The 20,557-nt window shown below is 66.3% G+C and carries 24 protein-coding genes and 1 riboswitch; of the genes, 4 read left to right on the forward strand and 20 right to left on the reverse strand.

The features are described from left to right. The first annotated feature begins 1 nt into the window (after nucleotide 1). The 4 genes from KA261_08570 (at nucleotide 2) to KA261_08585 (ending at nucleotide 5,065) form a co-directional block, all read left to right on the forward strand. Complete coding sequence (locus tag KA261_08570) at nucleotides 2-1,222, forward strand: dipeptidase (GenBank protein ID MBP7697849.1); 1,221 nt, start codon at nucleotides 2-4, stop codon at nucleotides 1,220-1,222. Nucleotides 1,223-1,281: 59 nt separating this feature from the next. Further along, nucleotides 1,282-2,118: an aspartyl protease family protein gene (locus KA261_08575; GenBank protein MBP7697850.1), complete on the forward strand. Its 837-nt coding sequence runs from the start codon at nucleotides 1,282-1,284 to the stop codon at nucleotides 2,116-2,118. A gap of 49 nt (nucleotides 2,119-2,167) precedes the next feature. Further along, a riboswitch (cobalamin riboswitch) is annotated at nucleotides 2,168-2,355 on the forward strand. A 63-nt stretch (nucleotides 2,356-2,418) separates the two neighbouring features. Beyond that, the gene (locus KA261_08580; protein MBP7697851.1) at nucleotides 2,419-4,431 is read left to right on the forward strand and encodes a TonB-dependent receptor; all 2,013 of its coding nucleotides are present in this window, start codon (nucleotides 2,419-2,421) and stop codon (nucleotides 4,429-4,431) included. A 211-nt stretch (nucleotides 4,432-4,642) separates the two neighbouring features. Next, nucleotides 4,643-5,065: a hypothetical protein gene (locus KA261_08585; GenBank protein MBP7697852.1), complete on the forward strand. Its 423-nt coding sequence runs from the start codon at nucleotides 4,643-4,645 to the stop codon at nucleotides 5,063-5,065. A gap of 96 nt (nucleotides 5,066-5,161) precedes the next feature. Here the strand turns inward: KA261_08585 and ccsA (KA261_08590) are convergent, their stop codons facing one another. From ccsA (KA261_08590) to KA261_08685, 20 genes are all read right to left on the reverse strand, one after another. Next, nucleotides 5,162-7,591 carry a cytochrome c biogenesis protein CcsA gene (gene ccsA, locus KA261_08590; protein MBP7697853.1) on the reverse strand — a complete coding sequence of 810 codons (2,430 nt, stop codon included), beginning with the start codon at nucleotides 7,589-7,591 and terminating at the stop codon, nucleotides 5,162-5,164. A gap of 3 nt (nucleotides 7,592-7,594) precedes the next feature. Beyond that, nucleotides 7,595-8,035, reverse strand: a complete 441-nt coding sequence (locus tag KA261_08595) for a cytochrome c maturation protein CcmE (GenBank protein ID MBP7697854.1) — start codon at nucleotides 8,033-8,035, stop codon at nucleotides 7,595-7,597. Next, nucleotides 8,032-8,145: a CcmD family protein gene (locus KA261_08600; GenBank protein MBP7697855.1), complete on the reverse strand. Its 114-nt coding sequence runs from the start codon at nucleotides 8,143-8,145 to the stop codon at nucleotides 8,032-8,034. The genes KA261_08595 and KA261_08600 overlap by 4 nt, the downstream gene beginning before the upstream one ends. A 6-nt stretch (nucleotides 8,146-8,151) precedes the next feature. Then, nucleotides 8,152-8,808 (reverse strand): cytochrome c biogenesis protein CcsA, encoded by a 657-nt coding sequence (gene ccsA, locus KA261_08605; GenBank protein MBP7697856.1) that lies wholly within the window; start codon nucleotides 8,806-8,808, stop codon nucleotides 8,152-8,154. A 149-nt stretch (nucleotides 8,809-8,957) separates the two neighbouring features. Beyond that, entirely contained in the window at nucleotides 8,958-9,641 is a 684-nt protein-coding gene (locus KA261_08610; protein MBP7697857.1) for a heme exporter protein CcmB, read from the reverse strand. After that, nucleotides 9,613-10,245 carry an ABC transporter ATP-binding protein gene (locus KA261_08615; protein MBP7697858.1) on the reverse strand — a complete coding sequence of 211 codons (633 nt, stop codon included), beginning with the start codon at nucleotides 10,243-10,245 and terminating at the stop codon, nucleotides 9,613-9,615. The genes KA261_08610 and KA261_08615 overlap by 29 nt, the downstream gene beginning before the upstream one ends. A gap of 166 nt (nucleotides 10,246-10,411) precedes the next feature. Then, on the reverse strand, nucleotides 10,412-10,870 hold the full coding sequence (locus tag KA261_08620) for a hypothetical protein (protein ID MBP7697859.1): 459 nt from the start codon (nucleotides 10,868-10,870) through the stop codon (nucleotides 10,412-10,414). A gap of 31 nt (nucleotides 10,871-10,901) precedes the next feature. Then, nucleotides 10,902-11,231 (reverse strand): twin-arginine translocase TatA/TatE family subunit, encoded by a 330-nt coding sequence (locus KA261_08625; GenBank protein ID MBP7697860.1) that lies wholly within the window; start codon nucleotides 11,229-11,231, stop codon nucleotides 10,902-10,904. A 37-nt stretch (nucleotides 11,232-11,268) separates the two neighbouring features. Continuing rightward, nucleotides 11,269-11,538 (reverse strand): DUF4321 domain-containing protein, encoded by a 270-nt coding sequence (locus KA261_08630; protein ID MBP7697861.1) that lies wholly within the window; start codon nucleotides 11,536-11,538, stop codon nucleotides 11,269-11,271. Further along, nucleotides 11,538-12,242, reverse strand: a complete 705-nt coding sequence (purQ, locus tag KA261_08635; GenBank protein ID MBP7697862.1) for a phosphoribosylformylglycinamidine synthase subunit PurQ — start codon at nucleotides 12,240-12,242, stop codon at nucleotides 11,538-11,540. Before purQ ends, KA261_08630 begins: the two co-directional genes overlap by 1 nt. Continuing rightward, entirely contained in the window at nucleotides 12,239-12,490 is a 252-nt protein-coding gene (gene purS / locus KA261_08640; protein MBP7697863.1) for a phosphoribosylformylglycinamidine synthase subunit PurS, read from the reverse strand. Before purS ends, purQ begins: the two co-directional genes overlap by 4 nt. Next, nucleotides 12,477-13,268: a CDP-diacylglycerol--serine O-phosphatidyltransferase gene (gene pssA / locus KA261_08645; protein MBP7697864.1), complete on the reverse strand. Its 792-nt coding sequence runs from the start codon at nucleotides 13,266-13,268 to the stop codon at nucleotides 12,477-12,479. Before pssA ends, purS begins: the two co-directional genes overlap by 14 nt. Then, complete coding sequence (locus KA261_08650; protein ID MBP7697865.1) at nucleotides 13,255-13,962, reverse strand: phosphatidylserine decarboxylase family protein; 708 nt, start codon at nucleotides 13,960-13,962, stop codon at nucleotides 13,255-13,257. Before KA261_08650 ends, pssA begins: the two co-directional genes overlap by 14 nt. A gap of 2 nt (nucleotides 13,963-13,964) precedes the next feature. Beyond that, the gene (locus tag KA261_08655; GenBank protein ID MBP7697866.1) at nucleotides 13,965-15,260 is read right to left on the reverse strand and encodes an adenylosuccinate lyase; all 1,296 of its coding nucleotides are present in this window, start codon (nucleotides 15,258-15,260) and stop codon (nucleotides 13,965-13,967) included. 5 nt (nucleotides 15,261-15,265) lie between these two features. Continuing rightward, nucleotides 15,266-15,910: a fructose-6-phosphate aldolase gene (fsa, locus tag KA261_08660; GenBank protein MBP7697867.1), complete on the reverse strand. Its 645-nt coding sequence runs from the start codon at nucleotides 15,908-15,910 to the stop codon at nucleotides 15,266-15,268. A gap of 12 nt (nucleotides 15,911-15,922) precedes the next feature. Beyond that, complete coding sequence (truA, locus tag KA261_08665; protein ID MBP7697868.1) at nucleotides 15,923-16,780, reverse strand: tRNA pseudouridine(38-40) synthase TruA; 858 nt, start codon at nucleotides 16,778-16,780, stop codon at nucleotides 15,923-15,925. A gap of 83 nt (nucleotides 16,781-16,863) precedes the next feature. Further along, nucleotides 16,864-17,667, reverse strand: a complete 804-nt coding sequence (locus KA261_08670) for an energy-coupling factor transporter transmembrane protein EcfT (protein MBP7697869.1) — start codon at nucleotides 17,665-17,667, stop codon at nucleotides 16,864-16,866. Nucleotides 17,668-17,936: 269 nt separating this feature from the next. Beyond that, on the reverse strand, nucleotides 17,937-18,092 hold the full coding sequence (locus tag KA261_08675) for a hypothetical protein (protein ID MBP7697870.1): 156 nt from the start codon (nucleotides 18,090-18,092) through the stop codon (nucleotides 17,937-17,939). A gap of 5 nt (nucleotides 18,093-18,097) precedes the next feature. Continuing rightward, complete coding sequence (gene feoB, locus KA261_08680) at nucleotides 18,098-20,269, reverse strand: ferrous iron transport protein B (GenBank protein MBP7697871.1); 2,172 nt, start codon at nucleotides 20,267-20,269, stop codon at nucleotides 18,098-18,100. Nucleotides 20,270-20,313: 44 nt separating this feature from the next. Continuing rightward, nucleotides 20,314-20,544, reverse strand: a complete 231-nt coding sequence (locus KA261_08685; GenBank protein ID MBP7697872.1) for a ferrous iron transport protein A — start codon at nucleotides 20,542-20,544, stop codon at nucleotides 20,314-20,316. Between the last annotated feature and the right edge of the window lie 13 nt (nucleotides 20,545-20,557).

Consider the following 20,557-nt stretch of genomic DNA (forward strand, 5'->3'; position numbering starts at 1 on the left):
GATGCGCACGGCTGTGATGTGCGGACTGCTCGGACTCGTCCTCGCGGGGTGCGGCGGCGCGCCGTCGCCCGAGGCCCTCCACCGCCGGGCGCTGGTGGCGGACCTCCATTCCGACACGCCGCTGCGGATGCGCGACGGATTCGACATCGGCGCGCCCCACGAGCGCGGCGACGGCGACATGGATCTCGCCCGGCTCGCCGAGGGCGGCGTCGACCTCCAGGTGTTCGCCTGCTGGCTGCCGACCGAACTTCCGACCGACAGTTGCGTCGCCGCGGCCGACCTGCTCATCGACTCGCTCCTGGCCCAGATCGCCCGGCACCGGGACCGGGTGGGGCTGTGCCGGACCGCCGCCGAGGCCGAGGAGATCATCGCCTCCGGGCGGCTGGCCGCGCTGGTGAGCATCGAGAACGGCGTGGCGATCGCCAACGACCTGGCCAACCTCGGCCGTTTCGCCGACCGCGGCGTGCGCTGCCTGGCGCTCACGCACACGGCCTCCAACGCCTGGTGCATCTCGTCGGCCGACACCGCACCGGCCTTCGTGGGACTGACCGATTTCGGGCGGGAGGTGGTGCGGGAGATGAACCGGCTGGGGATGATCATCGACATCTCCCACGCCCACCCGGAGGCGGTCGCGGAGGTGCTTCGAATCAGCGCCGATCCGGTGATCGCCTCGCACTCGTGCGTACGGGCGCTGTGCGACCACGACCGCAACCTGACCGACGACCAGATCCGCGCCATTGCGGCCGCCGGCGGACTGATCGGCGTCAACTTCTACAACGGCTACCTGTCCGACGAGTGGAACCGAGTCTCCGATTCCCTGTGGCGGATTTACAGACCGACGCTCGACTCGCTGGCGGCCCTCTCCCGCGCCGAGGGCGCGGACAGCCAGGCCGACAGTCTGCGGCGCGCCGAGCGGCGCCGCATCTACCGGGAGGTGGCCGCCCGCGTGGACTCCCTGGCGCCGGTTGATGTGGCCGCCGTGTGCGATCACATCGATTACATCGTCAGGCTGGTCGGCGCCGATTATGCGGGGTTCGGCTCCGATTTCGACGGCGTGCCGTCGATGCCCCGGGGGCTCGAGGACTGCTCCGGGCTTCCGCGCATCACGGCCGAGCTCGCCGCCCGGGGCTACTCGGAGAGCGACATCAGGAAAATCCTCGGCGGCAATTTCCTGCGCGTCTTCCGGCGCGTGTGCGACCGGTCGCCGGCCGCGTCCGGCTGATCCCCCCTCCCCGGCGTTTTCGCTTGCCCCGGCCCGCCCCGGCCCTGTTTCTTCCGGATATGAGACGCCTGAGCCTGCTCTTTCTCGCAGCGGCGGTGCCGGCAGCGGCCGCGGCGGCGAGCGTGGTCCGCTTCGATCCGCTGCAGGGGCTGGTCGAGGTGGAGGCGGTGATCGACGGCCATGCGAAAGGCCGGTTCGGCATCGATACGGGGGCCGATCATTTCTACATCGACAGCGCCTTCGCCGCCGCGCACGGTCTCAACCTGGCCTCCGGCCGCCCCAGCCGCGCGGTAGTGGGGATCGACGGCCACAGCACGGCGATCGCCGGCCAGGTGCGCTCGCTGGAGATCGGCGACGAACGCCTGTACAACCTCGATGCGATCGTGATGGACATCGGGGCGCTGGTCAAGGATGACCGGGCCGATCCTCCTGACGGCCTCATCGGGTACAGCCTGCTGCGCCGCTTCTACGTCACGGTCGATTACCCGAACCGCCGCCTCATTCTCCAGCAGACCGAGCCGGATTTTCTCCAGTCCGGCGGACTTCCCTCGGTGCCGTTCGAGACCAAGGGGCACCTCGTGGTGGTCCAGGCGACGTTCGACGATTCGGCGACGGCGCCGATGGCGCTGGATTACTGCGCCTCGTACGTGGCCGTCTCCCCCGCGCTCGCCGAACGGCTCGGGGTGCCCGCTGCGGCCGAGCGGACGATTCTCGGCCGCCTGTCGCTCGGCGGCCTCATCACCACCGACAGCGTCGCTGTCGGCATCGCCGATATCTCCCCGATCAAAGCCCGCCTGCGCGACGCCGCTTTTGAGGGCCTCATCGGGGCGTCCTTTCTCTACCGCCACAAGATCACAATCGATTACCGGCGCGGCCGCATCTACGTGCACCGGTAGGCCAACCTCTCCGCTTTCCGCTTGACAGCCGCCCCTCCCGTCGCTACGATAGTCGCGTCAACGTTGCGGTGCCGTCCAGAGGGACGGGTAATAGGGAAGACGGTGCGAGTCCGTCGCAGCCCCGCTACTGTAACGGCTACTTCCCGGGCACCAGGCCACTCGCGGATTCGCGGGGAAGGCGCCCGGCGAGGGTTGGATGCCGAAGCCAGGAAACCTGCCGCGACCACATCTCAGGCGGTTGCTGTCAGCGCGGGCTGACGAGATCGAGGCACTGCGCGGCCGCAACCGGTGGAGGTTGCCATGCGGCGCAGTTTTTGTTTAGCCTGCGCGTTTCTGGCCGCCGGCGCGATGGGAGCCGGGGCCGACAATTTTCAGGGATCATTCGATTCCCCCTACACCCTGCCCGATTCGGTGGTCGTGACCGCCAACCGGTTCGGTTCCTCGGACACGCGGTCGGCCTGGCCGACCGAGGTGATCACCGTTGATCCGGCCGCGGCGCCCCTTTCGCTGGCTTCGGGACTCGACGGCGCCGCCGGGCTGGATGTGCGCACCCAGGGGGGGTTCGGGGCGCTCGCGACCGTCTCCAACTGGGGCGCTTTCAACCGCCACCTGCTGCTGCTGTACAACGGCCGGCCGGTCAAAGACTACTCGCTCGGAGGGTTCAACCTCGCCGAGTTCAGCCCGAGCGAGCTCTCCCGCATCGAAATTGTCAAAGGCCCGCAGTCGGCGTTCTACGGTTCCGATGCCGTCGGCGGCGTGGTCAACCTGATCGCGCCGACCGCGCTCGCCGACCGCCTCGAGGCGCACACGACCGTCGGGTCGTTCGGCGCCCGCGGCGTTGCGGCCCGTGCCGCGCGGCGGCTGGGCGCGCTCGGGATCGGCGCCTGGACCGACTACACCGCCGCCGACAACCGCCGCCCCAACTCCGGCGTCGAACGGCTCATCGCCGGTGCGCGCGCCGACTTACTCTCCGGAGCGCACCGCCTGGCCCTCGCGGCACGCTACTTCCGCGACTCCCTCGGCGCCCCCGGCCCCGTCCCGGACCCGTCATTCATCCCCGTCTATGGCGATCCCGAATCCTCCAGCCTCACCGACCGGCAGGAGGACGAGCACTATTCGGTGGATCTGCAGTACAGCCTCGTCGACGAGCGGGCCGGCGAAACGCAGATCGGGCTGTTTTGGGAGAAAAAGAAGCTCACCTACCGGTCACTCTACAACTACCTGTTGTTCTCTGCGACCACCGATTCGGTGGACGTGCGGACCGAAACCGTCTACGACAAGCGCTCGGCCGGGGCGAATCTCCGGCACCGGCACAATTTCGGCCCGCTCGCGGCGGCCGGAGGGGTCGACTGGCTGAGCGGTTCGCTGCAGTACGCCAACGCCGAGCGCAGCGAGGCCGCGGCTATCGACGGCCCGGGGGCTCCCGCGGTCTCCAGCTACGACACGTTCGCCTCGTACGACGCCGGCCAGGACCAGGTGGATCTGTGGGGGAACGCGCAGATGGGCCGGGCCGGGCGCGTCCATGTCGACCTCGGCGGCCGGCTCCAATTGGTAGCGGGGCGGCGGCCGCAGCCCTCGTACAACCTCGGGCTGGTGGCCGAGCCGGGTGACGCGCTGCGGCTCAAGCTCGCTTACGCGTATGCTTTCCGCCTCCCCTCGCTGGCCGAGCAGTTCGCCGATGACCTCTACACGGCCGGGAATGCCGATCTGAGCCCGGAGACGGCCCGCACGCTGGCCGCGACGATGGCGCTCGAGCCCGCCGCTCTCCCCGTTCGCCTCTCTCTGACCTGGTTTCGCCAGGAGATCGACTCCCTCATCCAGTACGTGTGGGATCCGGCGAGCTACCGCTCGGTTCCGCAGAATTTCCTCCGGTTCATATCGCAGGGACTCGATGCGACCTGCACGATCGCGCTCCGACGCGGTCTGTCGTGGCGCGGCTCGGCCGTGTACCAGGCGGCCGAGCAGACGGCTGCCGACGGCCGGACCATGCGCGAGGCGCCGTATGTCCCCGAATGGAAATGGCGGGTTGGGATGACCTGGCGCAGCGGACGTTTCGACGCGGCGGCGCGCCTCGACGGCACCTCGGAACGGGTGCTGTACCTCTATGGCGGCGCCCCGAAGACGATTGATCCGGTGGTTGAGGCGGCCGCGGAACTCGGGGTTCGCCTGAGTGCGATGCTGCGGATGCATATCTCCGGAGAGGATCTGACCGACCGGCGCCGCCCCGACCAGTTTGGGTTCACCGCGGGGGACGGCGACTACCCCGGACTCGGACGGCGTTTTTTTGTTGAACTGGCGCTGGCAATGAGGTAAACTGAGACCAACTCGGTTCTCTCAGCAGCACTGATTTGTTGAGAACTTTCAGGGGCCCTTGAGGAGGCGACCAAACGTCGGGCGGAACCCTATCCGGCGGCGCGGCGTTTAAGATGCGAGCGAGTATCACCCGTCCCGGCTCCGGGCGCGGCACGGCAGTATCCGAAATCGCAGAGAGTGTGGCTCCAAAAAGGAAGGGATCCGGTTTACCATGAGCGGGTGGAGTTTCGAATACGATATCGAGGTCGACGAGGCCAATCGCATCGTCTACGAAAAAATCTTCGGGGTCTGGCGCATCAAGACCGCCGAATCCTACCGGGCGGATTTTGAGGAAGAAGTCAAACCGATTATTGACCGCCCCTGGGCCAAACTGATCGACCTCTCCAACTGGAAAACCAGCTACCCCGAGGTGATCGACATTGTCGGCAAACACCTCGCCTGGTGCCGGCGCCACAACATGCAGTGGTCGGTGAACGTCATCAATAACACCATCACCTACAACCAGCTCCAGCGCATGTTCGATAAGGGGGCGACCAAGGAAATCTCCCGCACCTTCCGCAACTACGCCGAGGCCGTGCAGTTCCTCCAAGAGCAGGGGTACACCGTCCGCCCCACCCCGCCGAGCCGCACGTAGATCCGCCGGAGAGGCGCGCCGAGAGGGACAGCCCGGCGAACACCGAGAAGCAGCCGGAGCGAGCGGCGCCTGACTTTCGTCACTCCCCCAGCGGGATCAGTTCTGTTTTCGCGTGAATGGAACAGCCGGCCGGTCTCCGGTCTCGGCGCCGGGACCCTTCGCCGCGCTCTCGGCAGCGAGCGCGGTCTGACGGCGGCGCCGCAGCCACGCTGCCAGCGTTCCCAGCAGAATGAGAGTCGTCCCGATCCAGACCAGATTGATCAGCGGCTTTTTCGAAACATCGAGCAGCAGTTCATCGCCCGCTCCCGGCGCCAGGAGCCCGGGGATGGCGACCGCGACGGCCCCCGCGTCGGCGTGGATGCGCGTGATCGACATCGTGAAAGTCGAGTCCCCGGAGCCGAACGCAGCCGGGAGATCCTGCAGCGCGGTGCTGCCGTCGTCGGCCGTGGCCATGGTCACGGCCGGGCGGAGCGTGTCGACACGGCCATCGCGGGCGGCGGCGATCAGCGCGGTCACGGTCATCTCACCGCCCCCGCTGTGGTCGCCCATGTCAAAACCGAGAAACGAGAATTCGTATCCGCCGGCCGAGGCTTTCTCCGCTTTGCCGATCAACAGCCCGTCCTGCCCCTCCTGCTGCTTGATGTCCTGCGGCGAGAAGTACAGGTCGTACAGGAGTCCGCGCCGGATGTACGGCCGTTTCATGTACCCGTTCATGCGCTCGGAGAAGTAGAGCTCCGGCCGCCCCTCGTCGACCCGGCCGTCGTCCACCACCTTCAGAATCAGCTCGTTGTGCGGCCACTTGATGTCGTTCTGCATCCCTTCGTAGCTGACCTGGAGATGGTAGGCCGGCCTCGGCTGTCCCTGCGGGAGCGTGACCCGCTCGCCGGTCGAGAAGGCCGAGGAGGCGAGCACGCCCAGGAGCATGAGGCCGAAACCGAAGTGGGTGAGGTGGGCGCCGGCTTTCAGCCACTCGCCGGGCAGCCGGCGCGCCACGGCGGCGGCGTTCGACCCGACCGCGGCCGCCGCGGTGGCGAAGAACAGCAGGTAGAGGCCGTCGCGCACGCCCAGCGCCAGCGCGGTCGCCAGCGCAAGCACGAACAGCGCCGCCGCGGGAATCAGACTCCCGCGCAGGTCGCGTTGGCCGAACGCGACGGTGAGGCCGGTGGCCACGAGCGTGCCTGCGACCACGAAAGCGACCCCGGACCCCTCGTGCAGGACGAAGAGCATCAGGGCGACCGCGAGCGAGACCAACCCGCCCGCAGTGAGGTGAATCCGCCACTTTGCCGGCGCCTGTGGCCGGTGGCTCGAGAGCGGCGAGAGGATCAGCAAGAGGGCATAAAGCACCGCGATCGGAAGGGCGAAAGCGTTATAGGTGGCGATGTCGGCCGCGCGCGGCTGCGCGCCGAAAATCTTCGTCAGGATCGGCAGCGATGACCAGAACAGGACGATCAGCGAAAAGGCGAACAGCAGCAGCATCGCCCCGACGAGCGAGAACTCGCGGCCGAAAAAGTTGAAATTGATCGGCACGTAGCCGGTGCTGCGCATCCCGCGCAGGAACACCCCGAGCGTGACCCCCGCATACAACAGGAGGAAGACAATGAGCCACTCGTTCTGACCGAGGTCCACGAAGCTGTGGACGGAGAAGTCCGACAGGACGCCCGAGCGGGTCATGAAGGTGCCGCAGACGACGAGCCAGAACGTGAAGGCCGCGAGCAGGAGGTTGGTGCGGCGCAACGCGCCGGTGCGGCGCTCCAGCGCCAGGCCGTGCAGGAGCGCCAGCGCCACGAACCAGGGGATGAGGGAGGAATTCTCGACCGGGTCCCAGGCCCAGTAGCCGCCCCACCCGAGCGTCTTGTAGGCCCAGTAGCCGCCCAGGATATTGCCGGCCGCGAGGAACAGCACGGTGAGGACGACCCATGGCGCGGCGCGGCGCACCCACTCGCTGAAATCGCGCCGCACCAGCGCCGCCAGCGCCAGCGCAAAGGGCGCCCCGGTGAGAGCATACCCGACAAACATCACCGGCGGATGCACCACCATCCACGGGTCCTGCAGCAGCGGATTGAGCCCCGCCCCGTCGGCCGCAGAGAAATCCAGCAGGGCGAAGGGGGATACTTTCAGCATCATGCCGGTGAAGAACAGGTTCACCAGCGCATAGAACACCATCGCCCACGAGGCGTAGCGCCCCGCTGTCCGCCGCACGGCGAACCCGATCGCCACGCTGAACAGCAGCCACAGCAGGTAGGTCCCCTCCTGCCCGCCCCAGAACGACGAGACCAGGTAGAAGAAGGGGAGCCGGCTGTCCGAGTACTCGAAGACATATTTGAAGGCGAAATTGTGAGTGAAGAAGAGGTAGTACAGGAGGGCGGAGGCGAGCACGGTGGCGGCGGCCAGCACGAGATACGCGCGCCGTCCGAGCTGCTCATAGGACGTCCGTCCTCGCGCAGCCATGAAATAGCCGTACCCCGCCACCAGGTTGGCGGCGAACGCCCAGAGAATCAGCAAGTGCCCGGACAAGTACAGCGTCATCCGCTAGACCCCGGAATTCTCGACCGCCTGGTTGTGCTTCTGAATATCCTGGTACTCGTCGCCCCCTTCCCCCTGGTACTTCGAGGGGCACTTGACCAGCATCTGGTTGGCGACGAAATGGCCGTTCTCGCTCTTGCCCTTGAGGACGACCTGGGTGGCCTGATCGAAATTCCCCGGCACCACTCCGTAGTACACGACATTCATGCGCGCGGCCGCGTGCGGATCGGCCGCCTCGGCGTCGTACACGGCGAACTCGAGGCGGGAGTCCGCGGCGTTGTATTTCACGGCCTCGAAATCGATCTTCCCCAGCACCTGGACGGTGCGGTCGGCCGCCTTGGCCTCCTCGATCGACACGTACTGAATGGTGGTCTTGAAGAAGGCCGAGGCCCCCCAGACCATAAAGATCACGACGATGACTCCGCCGATCAGGTACTTGGCGTTCATTTCGATTTCTCCTCCAGCTTGCGGACCCTCTTGTCGACCCGCATGAGATAAACGAACAGCCCTACCCAGACCGCCAGGGCCACCGCGAGCGCAATGTAATTGCCGTCCATCAGCGTCTAATCCTCGTACTCCAGTTGCCTTCGCCGCAGGTGCGCCACCCGCCGCCCGAGGCTGAACAGCCAGAAAAACACGGCCGTGAACAACCCGAGCGAGCCGAAGAAGATCATCCGCACCGCCGGCCCCATCGTGAACTTCATGTTCTCATTCACGATCGAGTCGGTCGGATGCAGCGAGGGCACCATCCGCGGCACCACGAACACCAGAAACGGAACCGTCAGGAAAGCGAATATGCTGTACACCGCCGCCAGCGCCGCCCGCCGCTCTTCAATTTCGAGCGCGCCGCGCAGCGCAAAATAGGCTCCGTAGATTAACAGCAGGATGAAGATCGAAGTTTCCCGCGGATCCCAGTTCCAGAACGATCCCCAGGTGACTTTGGCGAAAATCGACCCGGTCACGGTCGCCAGGATGCAGAAGATGAATCCCAGCCGGGCGGCCTCGAGCGCCCGGTCGTCGTCCTCGAGCCGCCGCGTCCGGAGATAGCGGATCGAGTAGAGCATCGATACCGCAAACGCCAGCACGCACACCCAGGCCTGGGGGATATGGAAATAGAATATCCGCGAGGACTCCCCGATCTGCTGCTGGGGGGCGGGGGTGGTGAAAGCGGCGATGATCATCCCCGACATCGCCGCAAATATGACCAGTTTCCACCACATGAGGTATCTTCAATCCTATCAACCTGTTTGTACGGCCTAAGATACGCGCGGGCCGACAATAATCAATAAAATTCAGCCCTTTAGTCAACGATTGCCCGGCCCGCGCCAGGCCGGGGGCTTTTCCCGCACGGCGACCGGTCCCCCTCCATTTACTCCTGCCACACGAATTTGAACAGGAGGGCGGATCCGACGATCATCACCACGGCAAACGCCAGCAAAAACTGCAGTTCGGTCAGAATCTCCGCCGCCGCATAACCGTCGAAAACCTTCTGCGTCGCCCGCACCACCGTGAGCAAGAGCGGCACCAGCACCGGAAATGACAGCACCGCAAAGAGTGCCCCCTTCACCGCCGCCTTGGCAATGATCGCCGCCACCAGCGTTGTCGCCCCGCACAAACCGAGCACGCCGAGCACGAGCACTAAGAGGAACGATGGCAGACCATCGGTCGGGGCATCGGTAAAAATGAAGAACAGGGGGGTGATGATCACCGTCATCACCGCCAGTAACATGAAGTTGAACAGCAACTTGCCGACAAACACCGGATCGGAGGGAGCAGCCAGTCGCAGCGCCAGGGCGGTCCCCGACTCCTCCTCCCGGATAAAGACCTGCGCCAGCCCCGACACGGCCGAGAAGAACATCACAATCCAATACAGGGCCGCAAGCAGCTGAGGGGGCAGATTGGACTGCCCCAGCGAGAAAGACACCACCGCCAGCGTCGTGATCCCGAACATGAGAATCGCGTTGAGCGCGTACCGGCTGCGCAACTCCAGCCGGATGTCTTTGGCAAAGACCGCGAGCGACTTACTAGCCAACCCGGCACTGGACCTCGGCAAGGGCGTACTCCTCCGGTTCGTTGGTGGCGATCACGATAATGGTCTGTGCGCGGCACCCGTCCACGATGTCGGCCACGATCTGCTTCCCCGCCTCGTCGAGGTTAGAGGTCGGCTCGTCGAGGAAGAGGAAATCCGGCCGGCCGAGGAGAGCCACGGCGTACTTGAGACGCTGGGCCATGCCCGAGGAGTATTCGGAGAGGAGGTCCTCCCCGCGCCCTTCGAGGCCCACCCGCGCCAGGAGGGCGTTGATCTGCTTGCCGGTGAGCGGGAGCCCGCGCATCGCGGCAAAGAACCTGATATTCTCCTCTCCGGACAACTGGCCGTAGAGATTGAGGTAGGGCGACACGAAGGCGGCCCGCGCCCGGAATTCCTCCTCGCCCAGCCGGCGGCCGGCCCCCTCCCCGTCCCCGGTCTCGTAGTACGCCACCGATCCCTTGCTCGGGCGGTGGAGCCCGAGCAGGCAGCGCACAAGGGTCGATTTGCCCGAGCCGTTGGGGCCGATCACCGCCAGCGATTGGCCGGTGGCCAGCTCGATCGAGATGTCCTGGAACACCTTTCGGGACCCGAACCGTTTGGCCAGGTTGTCAATGGACAGCCGGTACATGGGGGCAATTTGGGGAATCCGATCCGGGATGCAAGCGGAAAGGTGCGGCGGCGGGTGTCCGGCGGCGCGGCGATGGTCCGGGCGGACCCGCATGAGTCCGCCGCCGCGGCACGAAAAAGCCGAAGCCTCCGGGGCTTCGGCCGGCGCCGATTCTGTCCCGGCCGCCTCACCGGTCGTTCTTCTTGCGCTCCTCGAGAATCTCCTCGGCCAGCGAGAGAGCCACCCCGGAGAGCATCACGGCCACGCCGAGCTGCGTGAAATCGGAGGAAATGAGGTCGCGGTTGATCGCCGCGTACTGCGAGCAGGCGGCGCCGCGCTCGACGACCAGCCCGGAGAGGCGCTCGGACGTTTCGGCCACGAACGTGACCTCGCCGAGATCCTCGGATACCACGTACCCGGTGCAGTTGTGCAACTGCAGGTGGGAGTTGCCGGCGTACACGACCACGAGCATCCCGCGCTGTTTGCCGAGCGACGTTTCCGGATAGACTTCGAGGACGAGGGAGCGCCGCTCCTCGGGGTTGTCGAGTTTGAAGCGGTAGTGGTCGGTCTCGAATCCGACCGACTTGGCCGCCACCACCTTCGCAATCCTCTCGGCATCCGCCTGTGTGAACGATGTCTTGCTCATGGCTGTTACCGCTTTCTCCGCTCGGCCCGGGCTAGCGCCGGCGGTCTGGGGGGTCGTCGGGGCGGTCGTCCCGCTCGCGGTCGCCCTGTTCGCGGGTGTCGCGCGCGCGATCGTCCCGCTCGCGGTCGTCGCGGCGGGCCTCGCGGTCGGCGCTGCCCGGAATGGCGCGCTTGTAATCCCGCGTACCCTCGGTGTCCAGCGAACCCCTGACCTCGTCGGTCGTGTCTTTCATGGCCCGCTTGAATTCGCGGATGCCTTTGCCCAGGCCCTGGGCGATCTCCGGCAACCGCCTCGCCCCGAACAGGAGCAGGACGATCGCGAAGATGACCAGCAGTTCCGCCCAACCGATTCCAAACGGCATGTTAACCGCTCACTTTCCAGAGTTCCGGTGGCCGTGTCTAGAGATACCACCACCTAAAGTATATGATGACGAGCAGAAGCACAAGCACGGACATGAAATTGACTTTGAGCATCAGGCCGAACGTAAAGGCGATGGCGTAGAAGTCGACCTGGATCGTCTTGACCCCGATCTCGATTGATTTGCCGAATACTTTCGCGACTTCCGAGTCCTCCGGCAGGAAACCGGCGACGATGTCGCCGAGGAGGCCGCCGACGACGGCGCCGAGGATGAGCGCCACCAGGATAAAGGTAACCTCGCGTTTCTTCATCAGGTCCGCACCGTTGTTCCGATCGTTGCTCGGATCGATTCGAATATTCTCAGTCCGTCGGACGAGCCGAGGATCGGCTCCACCGCCCGCTCCGGGTGCGGCATCAGCCCGAGGACGTTCCCTTCCTCGTTGGCGATGCCGGCGATGTTGTTGCGTGAGCCGTTAGGATTGGCCGCCGGCGTCGTGTTTCCCTCCCGGTCGCAGTAGCGGAACACCACCTGCCCCCGGTCTTCCAGCCGCCCGATCTCGCGGTCGAAATGGTAGTAGTTCCCCTCGCCGTGGGCGATCGGGATCCTGAGCACCTCGCCGCGCAGGCAGGCGCGCGTGTAGGGGCTGCTGGTGTGCTCGACCCGCAGGTACACGTAGCGGCAGGCGAAGCGGAGGTGGGCGTTGCGCAAGAGCGCCCCCGGGAGGAGGCCGCTCTCGGTGAGCACCTGGAACCCGTTGCAGATCCCCAGCACCATCCCGCCCGACCGGGCGAAGGGAATCACCTTCTCCATGATCGGCGAGAACCGGGCGATGGCGCCGGCCCGCAGGTAGTCGCCGTAGGAGAAACCGCCCGGCAGGATGATCACGTCGCTGCCCATCAGGTCATGCGACCGGTGCCACAGGAAGTTGACCTCCTCGCCGAGCACGTGGCGGACCGCCGCGTAGGCATCGTAGTCGCAGTTGGAGCCGGGGAAAGTGACGACGCCGAATTTCATCCCGCTTTCTCCACCGTGAAACTCTCAATGACCGGGTTGGCCAGCAGCGTGGTGCACACTTCGTTGATGGTGCGGTCGAGGTCGGCGGCGTCGGCGCGGAGTTCCAGTTCGAAAAACCGGCCGGTCCGCACCGACAGAACGTCCTGGTACCCCATCTGGTGCAGCGCCTTGTGGATGGTCGTGCCCTGCGGATCGAGCACGCCTTCTTTCAACCGCACGTACACTGTCGCCTTCTTACTGCTCGCCATGTTGATCCATCCTGTCCGTCTTTCGCCGTCCGTACCGGGGCCGCTCGTCGCCCGGCCCGTTCTGCCGGCCGGTCACCCGGCCGACCCCGGCGTGGCCCAAGCGGTAGAGTTCTCGCACCATGCCCTGCAATATATAGAGGGCTAGAAGCGGAAACAACAAGAGTCTCGGGAGGAATATGGTCACCACCGCCGCGGCCACGAGGAGCGCCAGTTTGGCCCGGGCCGCGCGGGTGTCGAAGCGGTCCGGAAGGGCGTCGTACTGCACCTGCGAGACCATGAGGAAGGCGAACAGGATGATCATCGACACCAGCCACTCGCTGTACTCGAGCTGGCCCCAGACGCGGTCGCTGAAAATGATGTAGGCGGCCAGGGTCAGGGCCGCCGCCGGCACCGGCAGACCGAGGAAATCCTTCTTCTCCTCCGACTCGGCCATGAGATTGTAGCGGGCCAGGCGGTAGGCGGCCGCCATGATATAGACGATCGAGATAATCCATCCCCATCGGCCCAGCGTGTTCAGCTTGACCGCGTGGACGAGCACCGCCGGCGCCACCCCGAACGAGAGGAAATCGGCCAGCGAATCGAGCTCGATGCCGAACTGGCTGGTCGTCCCCGAGAGCCGGGCGACCTTGCCGTCGAGAGCGTCGAGAAACCCGGCCAGCACGATGAACCAGCAGGCCCCGATCAGGTGACCCTCGAACGCCGAGAGAATCGACAGGAACCCGGCCACGACGTTCCCCATGGTGAACGTGCCGGGGACCAGACCTCTATAGGCTGTCATGCGCCTCCCTTGGGCTGTCGGCGAACCCGTCCGCGGGAGGCCGGGCGGCCGCCGCGGGCATGAGCGCCATGATCGTCTCCCCGCCCTTCACGTGCTCCCCGCGGCGCACCGTCACCTCCCAGGCGGCGGGAATCGTGAGATCGGTCCGCGACCCGAAACGGATCATGCCGAACGGCGCGCCGGTGCGCACCGTGTCCCCGGCGCGGAGCCGGCAGACGATGCGGCGGGCGATCAGCCCGGCGATCTGCGCCACCGCCAGCCGCGCCCCCCCCGGCGTGGTCAGGCCGACCTCGGTCTGCTCGTTGAGTTCGGATGCTTTGTCGGCAAAGGCCGCGAAAAACCGACCGGGGTTGTACTTCACGTAGTCGACCGCGCCGGCGGTCGGGATACGGTTGATGTGGACGTCGAACACGCTCAGGAAAATCGAGATGCGCGTGGCCGGGCCGCCGAGGGCGGGGTGATCCTCCAGGGGAGTGATGAGCACGACTTTGCCGTCGGCGGGGGCGACCACCGCCCGCGGGTCATCGGGAACAACCCGCGGGGGGTTGCGGAAGAAATAGGCGGTGAACAGGGTAAGCAGAGCGCACAGGCCGGCCGCCGCCAGCAGCCCGAGGCTGCTCCAGCGCACCGCCCCCGCCGCCGTCGCCAGCACGAGCGCCGCTCCGATCACAAGAAACGGCCAACCGTCGCGCACAATCACTTCCCAAACACCCGTTCGAATATGCGGTCCACGTTTTTCGTATAGTACTCCAGGTCGAAACTCCGGTCGATGTCTTTCTCCGAGAGGTACCGGCGGATCTCGATGTCCTGCCTGACCAGGTCTCGGAACGACTCTCCCGTCTCGAGCGCCTTCATCGCGTTGCGCTGCACTATCCGGTAGGCGGTGTCGCGCGAGCCGACCGGCCCCGCGAGCTTGAGGAGGAGCTGCTGCGAGAAGACGACGCCGCCGCGGTAGTAGATGTTCTCGCGCATGCGCCGCGCGTCGATCACGAGACCGTTGAGGATCTCGATGAATTTCTGCAGACCATAGTCGGTGATGATGCAGGCGTCGGGGAGAATCACGCGTTCGACCGAGGAGTGGGCGATGTCGCGTTCGTGCCAGAGGGGGATGTTCTCCATCGCGCTCAGCGCGTATCCGCGCAACAGGCGGGCGATGCCGCAGATGCGCTCGGCCGTGATCGGGTTCTTCTTGTGGGGCATCGCCGATGACCCCTTCTGCTTCCTGCTGAACCCCTCCATCATCTCCCCCGTCTCGGTGCGCTGGAGGAGACGGATCTCGGTGGCAAACTTCTCCAGCGACGAGGCGAGGAGCGCCAGCGCCGTCACCAGCGCGGCGTGGCGGTCGCGCTGCACCACCTGGGTCGAGACCGGCGCCGGTTTCAGGCCGAGCCGCCGGCACACCATCGCTTCGATCTTCGGGTCGAGGTGGGCGAAATTCCCCACCGCCCCGGAGATCTTGCCGACCGCCACCCCGTCGGCCGCCGCGCGCACCCGCTGGCGGGCCCGGTCGAGTTCCGTGTACCAGACCGCAAACTTGAGCCCGACCGAGGTCGGCTCGGCGAATACACCGTGGGTCCGGCCCATGATCGGCGTCGTCTTGTGCTTGAATGCAAGCTTGCGGACCGCCTTGAGCGCCGTATCGATCTTCCGGTCGATCAGCGCGGCCGCCCGTTTGAGTGTCAGCGACAGCGCCGTGTCGAGCATGTCGGAGGAGGTCATGCCGAAGTGCATGTAGCGGGCGTCCTCGCCGACATGCTCGGCCACCGAGGTGAGGAACGCAATCACGTCGTGGTTGACCTCGGCCTCAATTTCGCGGATGCGGGCGGCGTCGAAATTCGCCTTCTCGGCGATCGTCGCAAATGCCTTCGCCGGGATCACCCGGTAGTGGGCCATGGCCCGCGCCGCCTCCACCTCGACCTCCAGCCAGGTGCGAAACCGGGCCTCGTCGGTCCACAGCGCCCCCATCTCCGGAAGAGTGTACCGTTCAATCATGGGCGTTACTTGCCGGCTTTCTTGTAGTCGGCGAGAAATTTCGCCAGTCCGAGGTCGGTGAGCGGGTGGCGGATCAGCTTCTCGATCACGTCGTAGGGCATCGTCACCACCCCGGCCCCGATCAGCGCCGCCTGCACCACGTGCATCGGGTGGCGGACCGAGGCCACCAGCACCTCGGTCTCGAACAGGTAGTTCGCGTAGATGGCTACGATCTGCTCGATCAGTTCCATCCCGTCCTGCGAGATGTCGTCGAGCCGCCCGATGAAGGGCGAGGCGTAGGTCGCCCCCGCCTTGGCCACCAGCAGCGCCTGCGAGGGGGAGAAAATGAGCGTCGCGTTCGTCTTGATCCCCTCCTCCTTCAGGCTCTTGATCGCGCGGAGACCGTCGAGAATGGTCGGGATTTTCACCACGATGTTGTCGGCGATTTTCGCCAGTTCGCGGGCCTCCGCCATCATGCCGTCGTAATCCGTGGCGATCACTTCGGCCGACACCGGCCCGGGCACGATCCGGCAGATCTCCGCGAGAAGCTCACGGTAAGGCGCGGCTTCTTTGGCCGCCAGCGAGGGGTTGGTGGTGACGCCGTCGAGCACGCCCATGGCGTGCGCCTTCTTGATCTGCGCGATATTGGCGGTGTCGATGAAAAACTTCATCTGATCATCCCTTCAGTAGTGTACCGACACGAGGTACAGCCCCCGGGCCGGCGCCGTGAACACGATGCGCTGCTGGTTCGGAGCTTGTATGATATCGGCAAACCGGGTCAAAGTCAAGTTGTCCGGGTGGCGGTCGGGGGACTCGGCGGCGAGGTTCACCATGGCCCCCACAAGACTCCGTACCATATTGTGCAGGAACCGGTTCCCGCGAATCTCAAACACCCGCAGCGGGCCGACCCGGTACCAGTGCGCCCGGTCGATCCGGCACCGGTTATCCTCCTTGCGGGAGGCGGTCACGCAGAACGGGGCGAAATCGTGCTCGCCGACAATGAGCGCCGCCGCCTGCTGCAGGAGATCGAAACGCAACGCGGGCGCCGGAGCGGCCGGGCTGTCCCCCGGCCCGGGGCCGGCAAGACTATCGGCCGGCGGTAAGACGCCCGCCGCTTCAGGAGAGGCCCCGGCCGCCTCTCGCCCCGCGAGTTCCCACCGGTACTCCCGCCACAGCGCCGAGCGTTCCCCCGCGATCACGTAGCGGTACCGCTTGGCCTTGGCGCTCCGGCGGGCGTGGAACGACAGGGGCGCCTCGGCCGCCTCCCGGATGCGGATATCCGCGGGGAGGTAGTAATTGAGGGCGTCCCTGTAGCGGTCCGGCGCCAGGCGGTGGTCGATGCGGAAATTGGCGACCTGGCCGAGCGCGTGCACGCCGGCATCGGTCCGCCCCGCGCCGTGAACGCTCACGTCGCAGCCCGTTGTCTTGCGGATTGCGGCAACTAGTTCCCCCTGCACGGTCGGCTGCCCCGCCTGGATCTGCCACCCCGCGTACGCGGTCCCCTTGTACTCGAGCGTGAGTCTGATGTTGCGTTCAGCCATTCGCTATCCGTCGCCGCACAGAACCGGCTCGAGGCGGCGGGCTCCGGGTCGCGCCCCGCTTCCTGCCGCCCGCCCTCTTGCGCTCATCTCGTCAGCGCCCACAAGATCACCACCGCGCCGCTCGCGCCAAGCGCGAACACCCACTCCGGCGTCTCAAACCGCAACCGTGTATAGATCGTCCTCTTCACTCCGCCCTTGTACCCGCGCGCCTCGATGGCGAGCGCCAGGTCGTCCGCCCGCTGGAGCGCCGCCACAAAGACCGGGATGATGATGCTGACAGTCTTGCGGATGCGGTTTATCATTGAGCCCGTGAACCGCACGCCCCGGATCATCTGGGCGTACTTGATGGCCTGAAATTCGTCATAGAGGACCGGGATGAACCGCATAGCCATGAACAGGATGAGTGCGAGATCCTGCACCGGCACGCGGATCCGTTCGAGAGGCCGGAGCAGCTGCGCGATAGCGTCGGCGAGTTCGGAGGGGGCGGTCGTGAGCGTCAACAGAAACGCAATCGACACAAAAAGCACCAGCCGCAGCGAGAAGAATCCCGCCTGGCGCACCGCTTCCTCCCGGATCCGGATCGGCCCGGCCGCCCACCAGATCTCCGACCGGCCGCCGGAGAAGGCCAGGTGGTAGGCCGCGGTGATCACCACCAGCAGAATGATCGGTTTGAAATTCCGCACCAACTGCCCCGCCCGCACCCCCGAGCCGAGCAGCGCCGCGACCAGCGCCACGAGGATCACGGCGTAGAACATGAATGAGTCGGACAGCAGGCCGAATACGAGGACCACGGTGATCGGGAGCATCTTGGCCCGGGCGTCGAGCTTGTGCAGGTAGGAATCGACCGGACGGTATTGCCCCAAAAGTATCGGCGCCGCGTGAAACATGGGGGGAATATAGGGGGATCGGAAGAACCAGGTCAATCAGTCATTCGAGCGCCTTCCGCTCCGATGGCCGGTTGCCCCGCGTTGCTGACAATCCGGTTTGACGGAAGTCCCGGTTGCCGGAGCGCACGGCCGCGAGGTGCAGCACAGCGCGGCGGCCCTTCACGCTTACCTGGCCCTCGCCCGGAGGGAACACGGGCGCCGGGTCGATTTCCCGCGCCTCCCCGAATCCGTGCGGCGACCGCCCCTCCTGCGCGCGGCTGCTCCGAGGCCTACCTGCCCCGCCCCGCCCGCCGCTCCGCCATCTTCATCAAACCGCATGAGTCGCACGGCGACTTCTTCCGGAACGCCCTCCGCCGGAAATACCACCCGAGGTAGGCCGCCGCCCCCACCAGCGCCGCCCCCACCGCGACATGTTGCCACAGCATATCCATTAGTACCACACCCGGCTAAACACCTGATAGGTCGCCAGCGCCGTCACATACGACAGCGCCGTCATGTAGCCGAACACCGCCAGCGGGTACCGCCACGAAGCGGTTTCCTTGCGGATCGTCACGAGCGTCGCCCCGCACTGGCAGCACAGGGCGAAGAACACCATGATCGACAGCGCCACGGCCGGTGTAAAGAGCGGCCGGCCGGCCTCCGGGCCGTACTCCCATGCCGCCTGCCGCATCTTCTCGATGAGCGAGGACGACTCCTCGTCCACCTCCGCCCCGAGATTAAAAATCGTCCCGAGCGTCGCGATGATCACCTCCCGGGCCGGGAAAGCCGCCAGGGTCGCCATCGTGATCCGCCAATCCCACCCGAGCGGCCGGAACACCGGTTCGACGGCGTGCCCGATGCGGGCGAAGTAGGAATTGCGCAGCTGCGCGCCGGCCCGCTCGTTCGCCAGCGTCTGCGCCTCGGCCGCGGTCGCCGCCGTCTCGATCCTCTCCGCGTAGCTCTCGGCGAGGCGGGAGTCGCGCGGGAAATACGACAGCGCCCAGATCAGGATCGTGATCGCCAGGATCACCGTCCCCGCCCGCACCACGAACGACCTCGCCCGGTGGATTACGCGGATGCCGAGCGAGCGGAGAGTCGGGACTTTGTACGACGGCATCTCCATGAGGAAGGTCCCGCGCTCGGCCCGGAACACGAGCCGCTGGAGGACGAACGAGACCGCGACGGCGACCGCGATCCCGAGCAGGTAGAGCACGGTGAGCACCAGGCCCTGAAGGTTGATCACCCCGAGCCAGGTCTTGTAGGGGATGAAGGCCGCGATCATCACCGCGTACACGGGCAGGCGGGCCGAGCAGGTCATGAGGGGCGCCACCATCATTGTGATGAAGCGGAGTTTGCGGTCCTCGATCGTGCGGGTGGCGAGAATACCGGGCACGGCGCAGGCGAACGAGGAGAGCATGGGGATGAACGACTTGCCCGACAGCCCGCACCAGCGGAACATGCGGTCCACCAGGAAGGCCGCCCGCGCCATGTAGCCGCTGTCCTCAAGCAGAGCGATGAACAGGAAGAGAATGACAATCTGGGGGATGAAAACGAGCACCGAACCGACGCCGCCGATCACGCCGTCGGTGAGCAGCGACTGGAGCGGCCCGGCCGGCAGGGCGCTCTCGACGGCCGCGGCCAGCCGTCCGAAAAGCCCGTCGATCAGGTCCATGAACGGCTCCGCCCAGGAGAAGATCGACTGGAACACGAACATCATCGCCGTCACCAGCACGATCGGTCCGAGGACGGGGTGGAGGAGAAACCGGTCGATCCGCCCCGAGCGCGAGGGCCGAGGGCTGGCGGCGGCCCGCACCGCCTGGCGGTAGAGCTCCGCGGCCGCCTCCGTCAGCGGTGCGGTCTCGGCCGCCGCAAGCGTGCCGGCCCGCTCGCGAATCAGACTGCGCCCGCGCTCGAGCAACGCCCGACCCGCGCCGCCGGCGGCGGCCAGGAATCGCCGCTCCGCCGGTCCGTCGGCATCAAACACGATCCGCAAATACTCGGCGCGCGACCGGTGGCCGTTGCCCGGCGTCGCCTGCAGGCGCTCGATCAGATTCTCCACTTCCGCCCGGTAGCGCCGCCGCGGCGGGAGCGGCGGGGCGTCCGCCGCCTGCGCGGCCAACGCAACCAGCCGCGCGATGCCTTCCCCCCGGCTGCCGACCACCGGCACGACCGGCACGCCGGTCAGCCGCTCCAGCGCGGCGTAGTCGATCGTCAGCCCCCGCTTCGCGGCGATATCCACCATGTTGACCGCCGCCACGGTCGGACGGCCGATCTCCAGCACCTGGAGCAGGAAATAGAGCCCCCGCTCGAGCTGGGTCCCGTCGAGCACGCAGATGATCGCATCGGGCGCCGGCGAGGCATCCAGGCTGCCCGTGAGTGCGGCGCAGGCGATGTATTCATCGGGAGAAAACGCCGAGAGGGAATAGGTGCCCGGGATGTCGGCCAGCACGTACCGCCGGCCGCCATGGGCGAACTGCCCGCGGATCCGCTCGACCGTCACGCCAGGGTAGTTGCCCACCTGCTGGGCGAGACCGGTGATGGCGTTGAAGATCGTCGTCTTGCCGCAATTCGGATTGCCGCAAATGGCGATTTCACGGGTCTTTGTAATCTCGGGCGCCGGCATGCGACCTCCCCGAAGGATGGCCTCTCCCTTGGGAAATGGCGGGGTTACTCCTCCGGCTCCACTGCCACCAGCGAGGCTTCCTGGTGCCGCAGGGTCAGGCAGCTCGAACCGACCTGCACCTGCATGGGATCGGAGAGCGGCGCGTTCCGCAGGTAGGTGATCAGGCGCCCGGGGATAATCCCCAGCTCCAGCAGGCGGCGCGCCAGTGGGCTGTCGTCGACGAATCCTACGATCCGTCCACGCTGGCCGGGACTCATTCTGCTCAAGTACGTCATGGCTGCATCCTCA

Source organism: Candidatus Zixiibacteriota bacterium (genome assembly GCA_017999435.1).
In the GTDB taxonomy this organism is placed as follows: domain Bacteria; phylum Zixibacteria; class MSB-5A5; order GN15; family FEB-12; genus JAGNLV01.

What these genes read in the sequence shown, in the direction of transcription:
- KA261_08675 (MBP7697870.1), bottom strand. Translation starts at nt 18,092, where the DNA reads ATGCTGTGGCAACATGTCGCGGTGGGGGCGGCGCTGGTGGGGGCGGCG.
- KA261_08585 (MBP7697852.1), top strand. Translation starts at nt 4,643, where the DNA reads ATGAGCGGGTGGAGTTTCGAATACGATATCGAGGTCGACGAGGCCAAT.
- ccsA (MBP7697853.1), bottom strand. Translation starts at nt 7,591, where the DNA reads ATGACGCTGTACTTGTCCGGGCACTTGCTGATTCTCTGGGCGTTCGCC.
- fsa (MBP7697867.1), bottom strand. Translation starts at nt 15,910, where the DNA reads ATGAAGTTTTTCATCGACACCGCCAATATCGCGCAGATCAAGAAGGCG.
- KA261_08625 (MBP7697860.1), bottom strand. Translation starts at nt 11,231, where the DNA reads ATGCCGTTTGGAATCGGTTGGGCGGAACTGCTGGTCATCTTCGCGATC.
- KA261_08655 (MBP7697866.1), bottom strand. Translation starts at nt 15,260, where the DNA reads ATGATTGAACGGTACACTCTTCCGGAGATGGGGGCGCTGTGGACCGAC.
- purS (MBP7697863.1), bottom strand. Translation starts at nt 12,490, where the DNA reads ATGGCGAGCAGTAAGAAGGCGACAGTGTACGTGCGGTTGAAAGAAGGC.
- truA (MBP7697868.1), bottom strand. Translation starts at nt 16,780, where the DNA reads ATGGCTGAACGCAACATCAGACTCACGCTCGAGTACAAGGGGACCGCG.
- KA261_08670 (MBP7697869.1), bottom strand. Translation starts at nt 17,667, where the DNA reads ATGTTTCACGCGGCGCCGATACTTTTGGGGCAATACCGTCCGGTCGAT.
- KA261_08685 (MBP7697872.1), bottom strand. Translation starts at nt 20,544, where the DNA reads ATGACGTACTTGAGCAGAATGAGTCCCGGCCAGCGTGGACGGATCGTA.
- KA261_08580 (MBP7697851.1), top strand. Translation starts at nt 2,419, where the DNA reads ATGCGGCGCAGTTTTTGTTTAGCCTGCGCGTTTCTGGCCGCCGGCGCG.
- ccsA (MBP7697856.1), bottom strand. Translation starts at nt 8,808, where the DNA reads ATGTGGTGGAAACTGGTCATATTTGCGGCGATGTCGGGGATGATCATC.
- purQ (MBP7697862.1), bottom strand. Translation starts at nt 12,242, where the DNA reads ATGAAATTCGGCGTCGTCACTTTCCCCGGCTCCAACTGCGACTACGAT.
- KA261_08570 (MBP7697849.1), top strand. Translation starts at nt 2, where the DNA reads ATGCGCACGGCTGTGATGTGCGGACTGCTCGGACTCGTCCTCGCGGGG.
- KA261_08630 (MBP7697861.1), bottom strand. Translation starts at nt 11,538, where the DNA reads ATGAAGAAACGCGAGGTTACCTTTATCCTGGTGGCGCTCATCCTCGGC.
- KA261_08600 (MBP7697855.1), bottom strand. Translation starts at nt 8,145, where the DNA reads ATGGACGGCAATTACATTGCGCTCGCGGTGGCCCTGGCGGTCTGGGTA.
- KA261_08595 (MBP7697854.1), bottom strand. Translation starts at nt 8,035, where the DNA reads ATGAACGCCAAGTACCTGATCGGCGGAGTCATCGTCGTGATCTTTATG.
- KA261_08575 (MBP7697850.1), top strand. Translation starts at nt 1,282, where the DNA reads ATGAGACGCCTGAGCCTGCTCTTTCTCGCAGCGGCGGTGCCGGCAGCG.
- pssA (MBP7697864.1), bottom strand. Translation starts at nt 13,268, where the DNA reads ATGACAGCCTATAGAGGTCTGGTCCCCGGCACGTTCACCATGGGGAAC.
- KA261_08620 (MBP7697859.1), bottom strand. Translation starts at nt 10,870, where the DNA reads ATGAGCAAGACATCGTTCACACAGGCGGATGCCGAGAGGATTGCGAAG.
- feoB (MBP7697871.1), bottom strand. Translation starts at nt 20,269, where the DNA reads ATGCCGGCGCCCGAGATTACAAAGACCCGTGAAATCGCCATTTGCGGC.
- KA261_08615 (MBP7697858.1), bottom strand. Translation starts at nt 10,245, where the DNA reads ATGTACCGGCTGTCCATTGACAACCTGGCCAAACGGTTCGGGTCCCGA.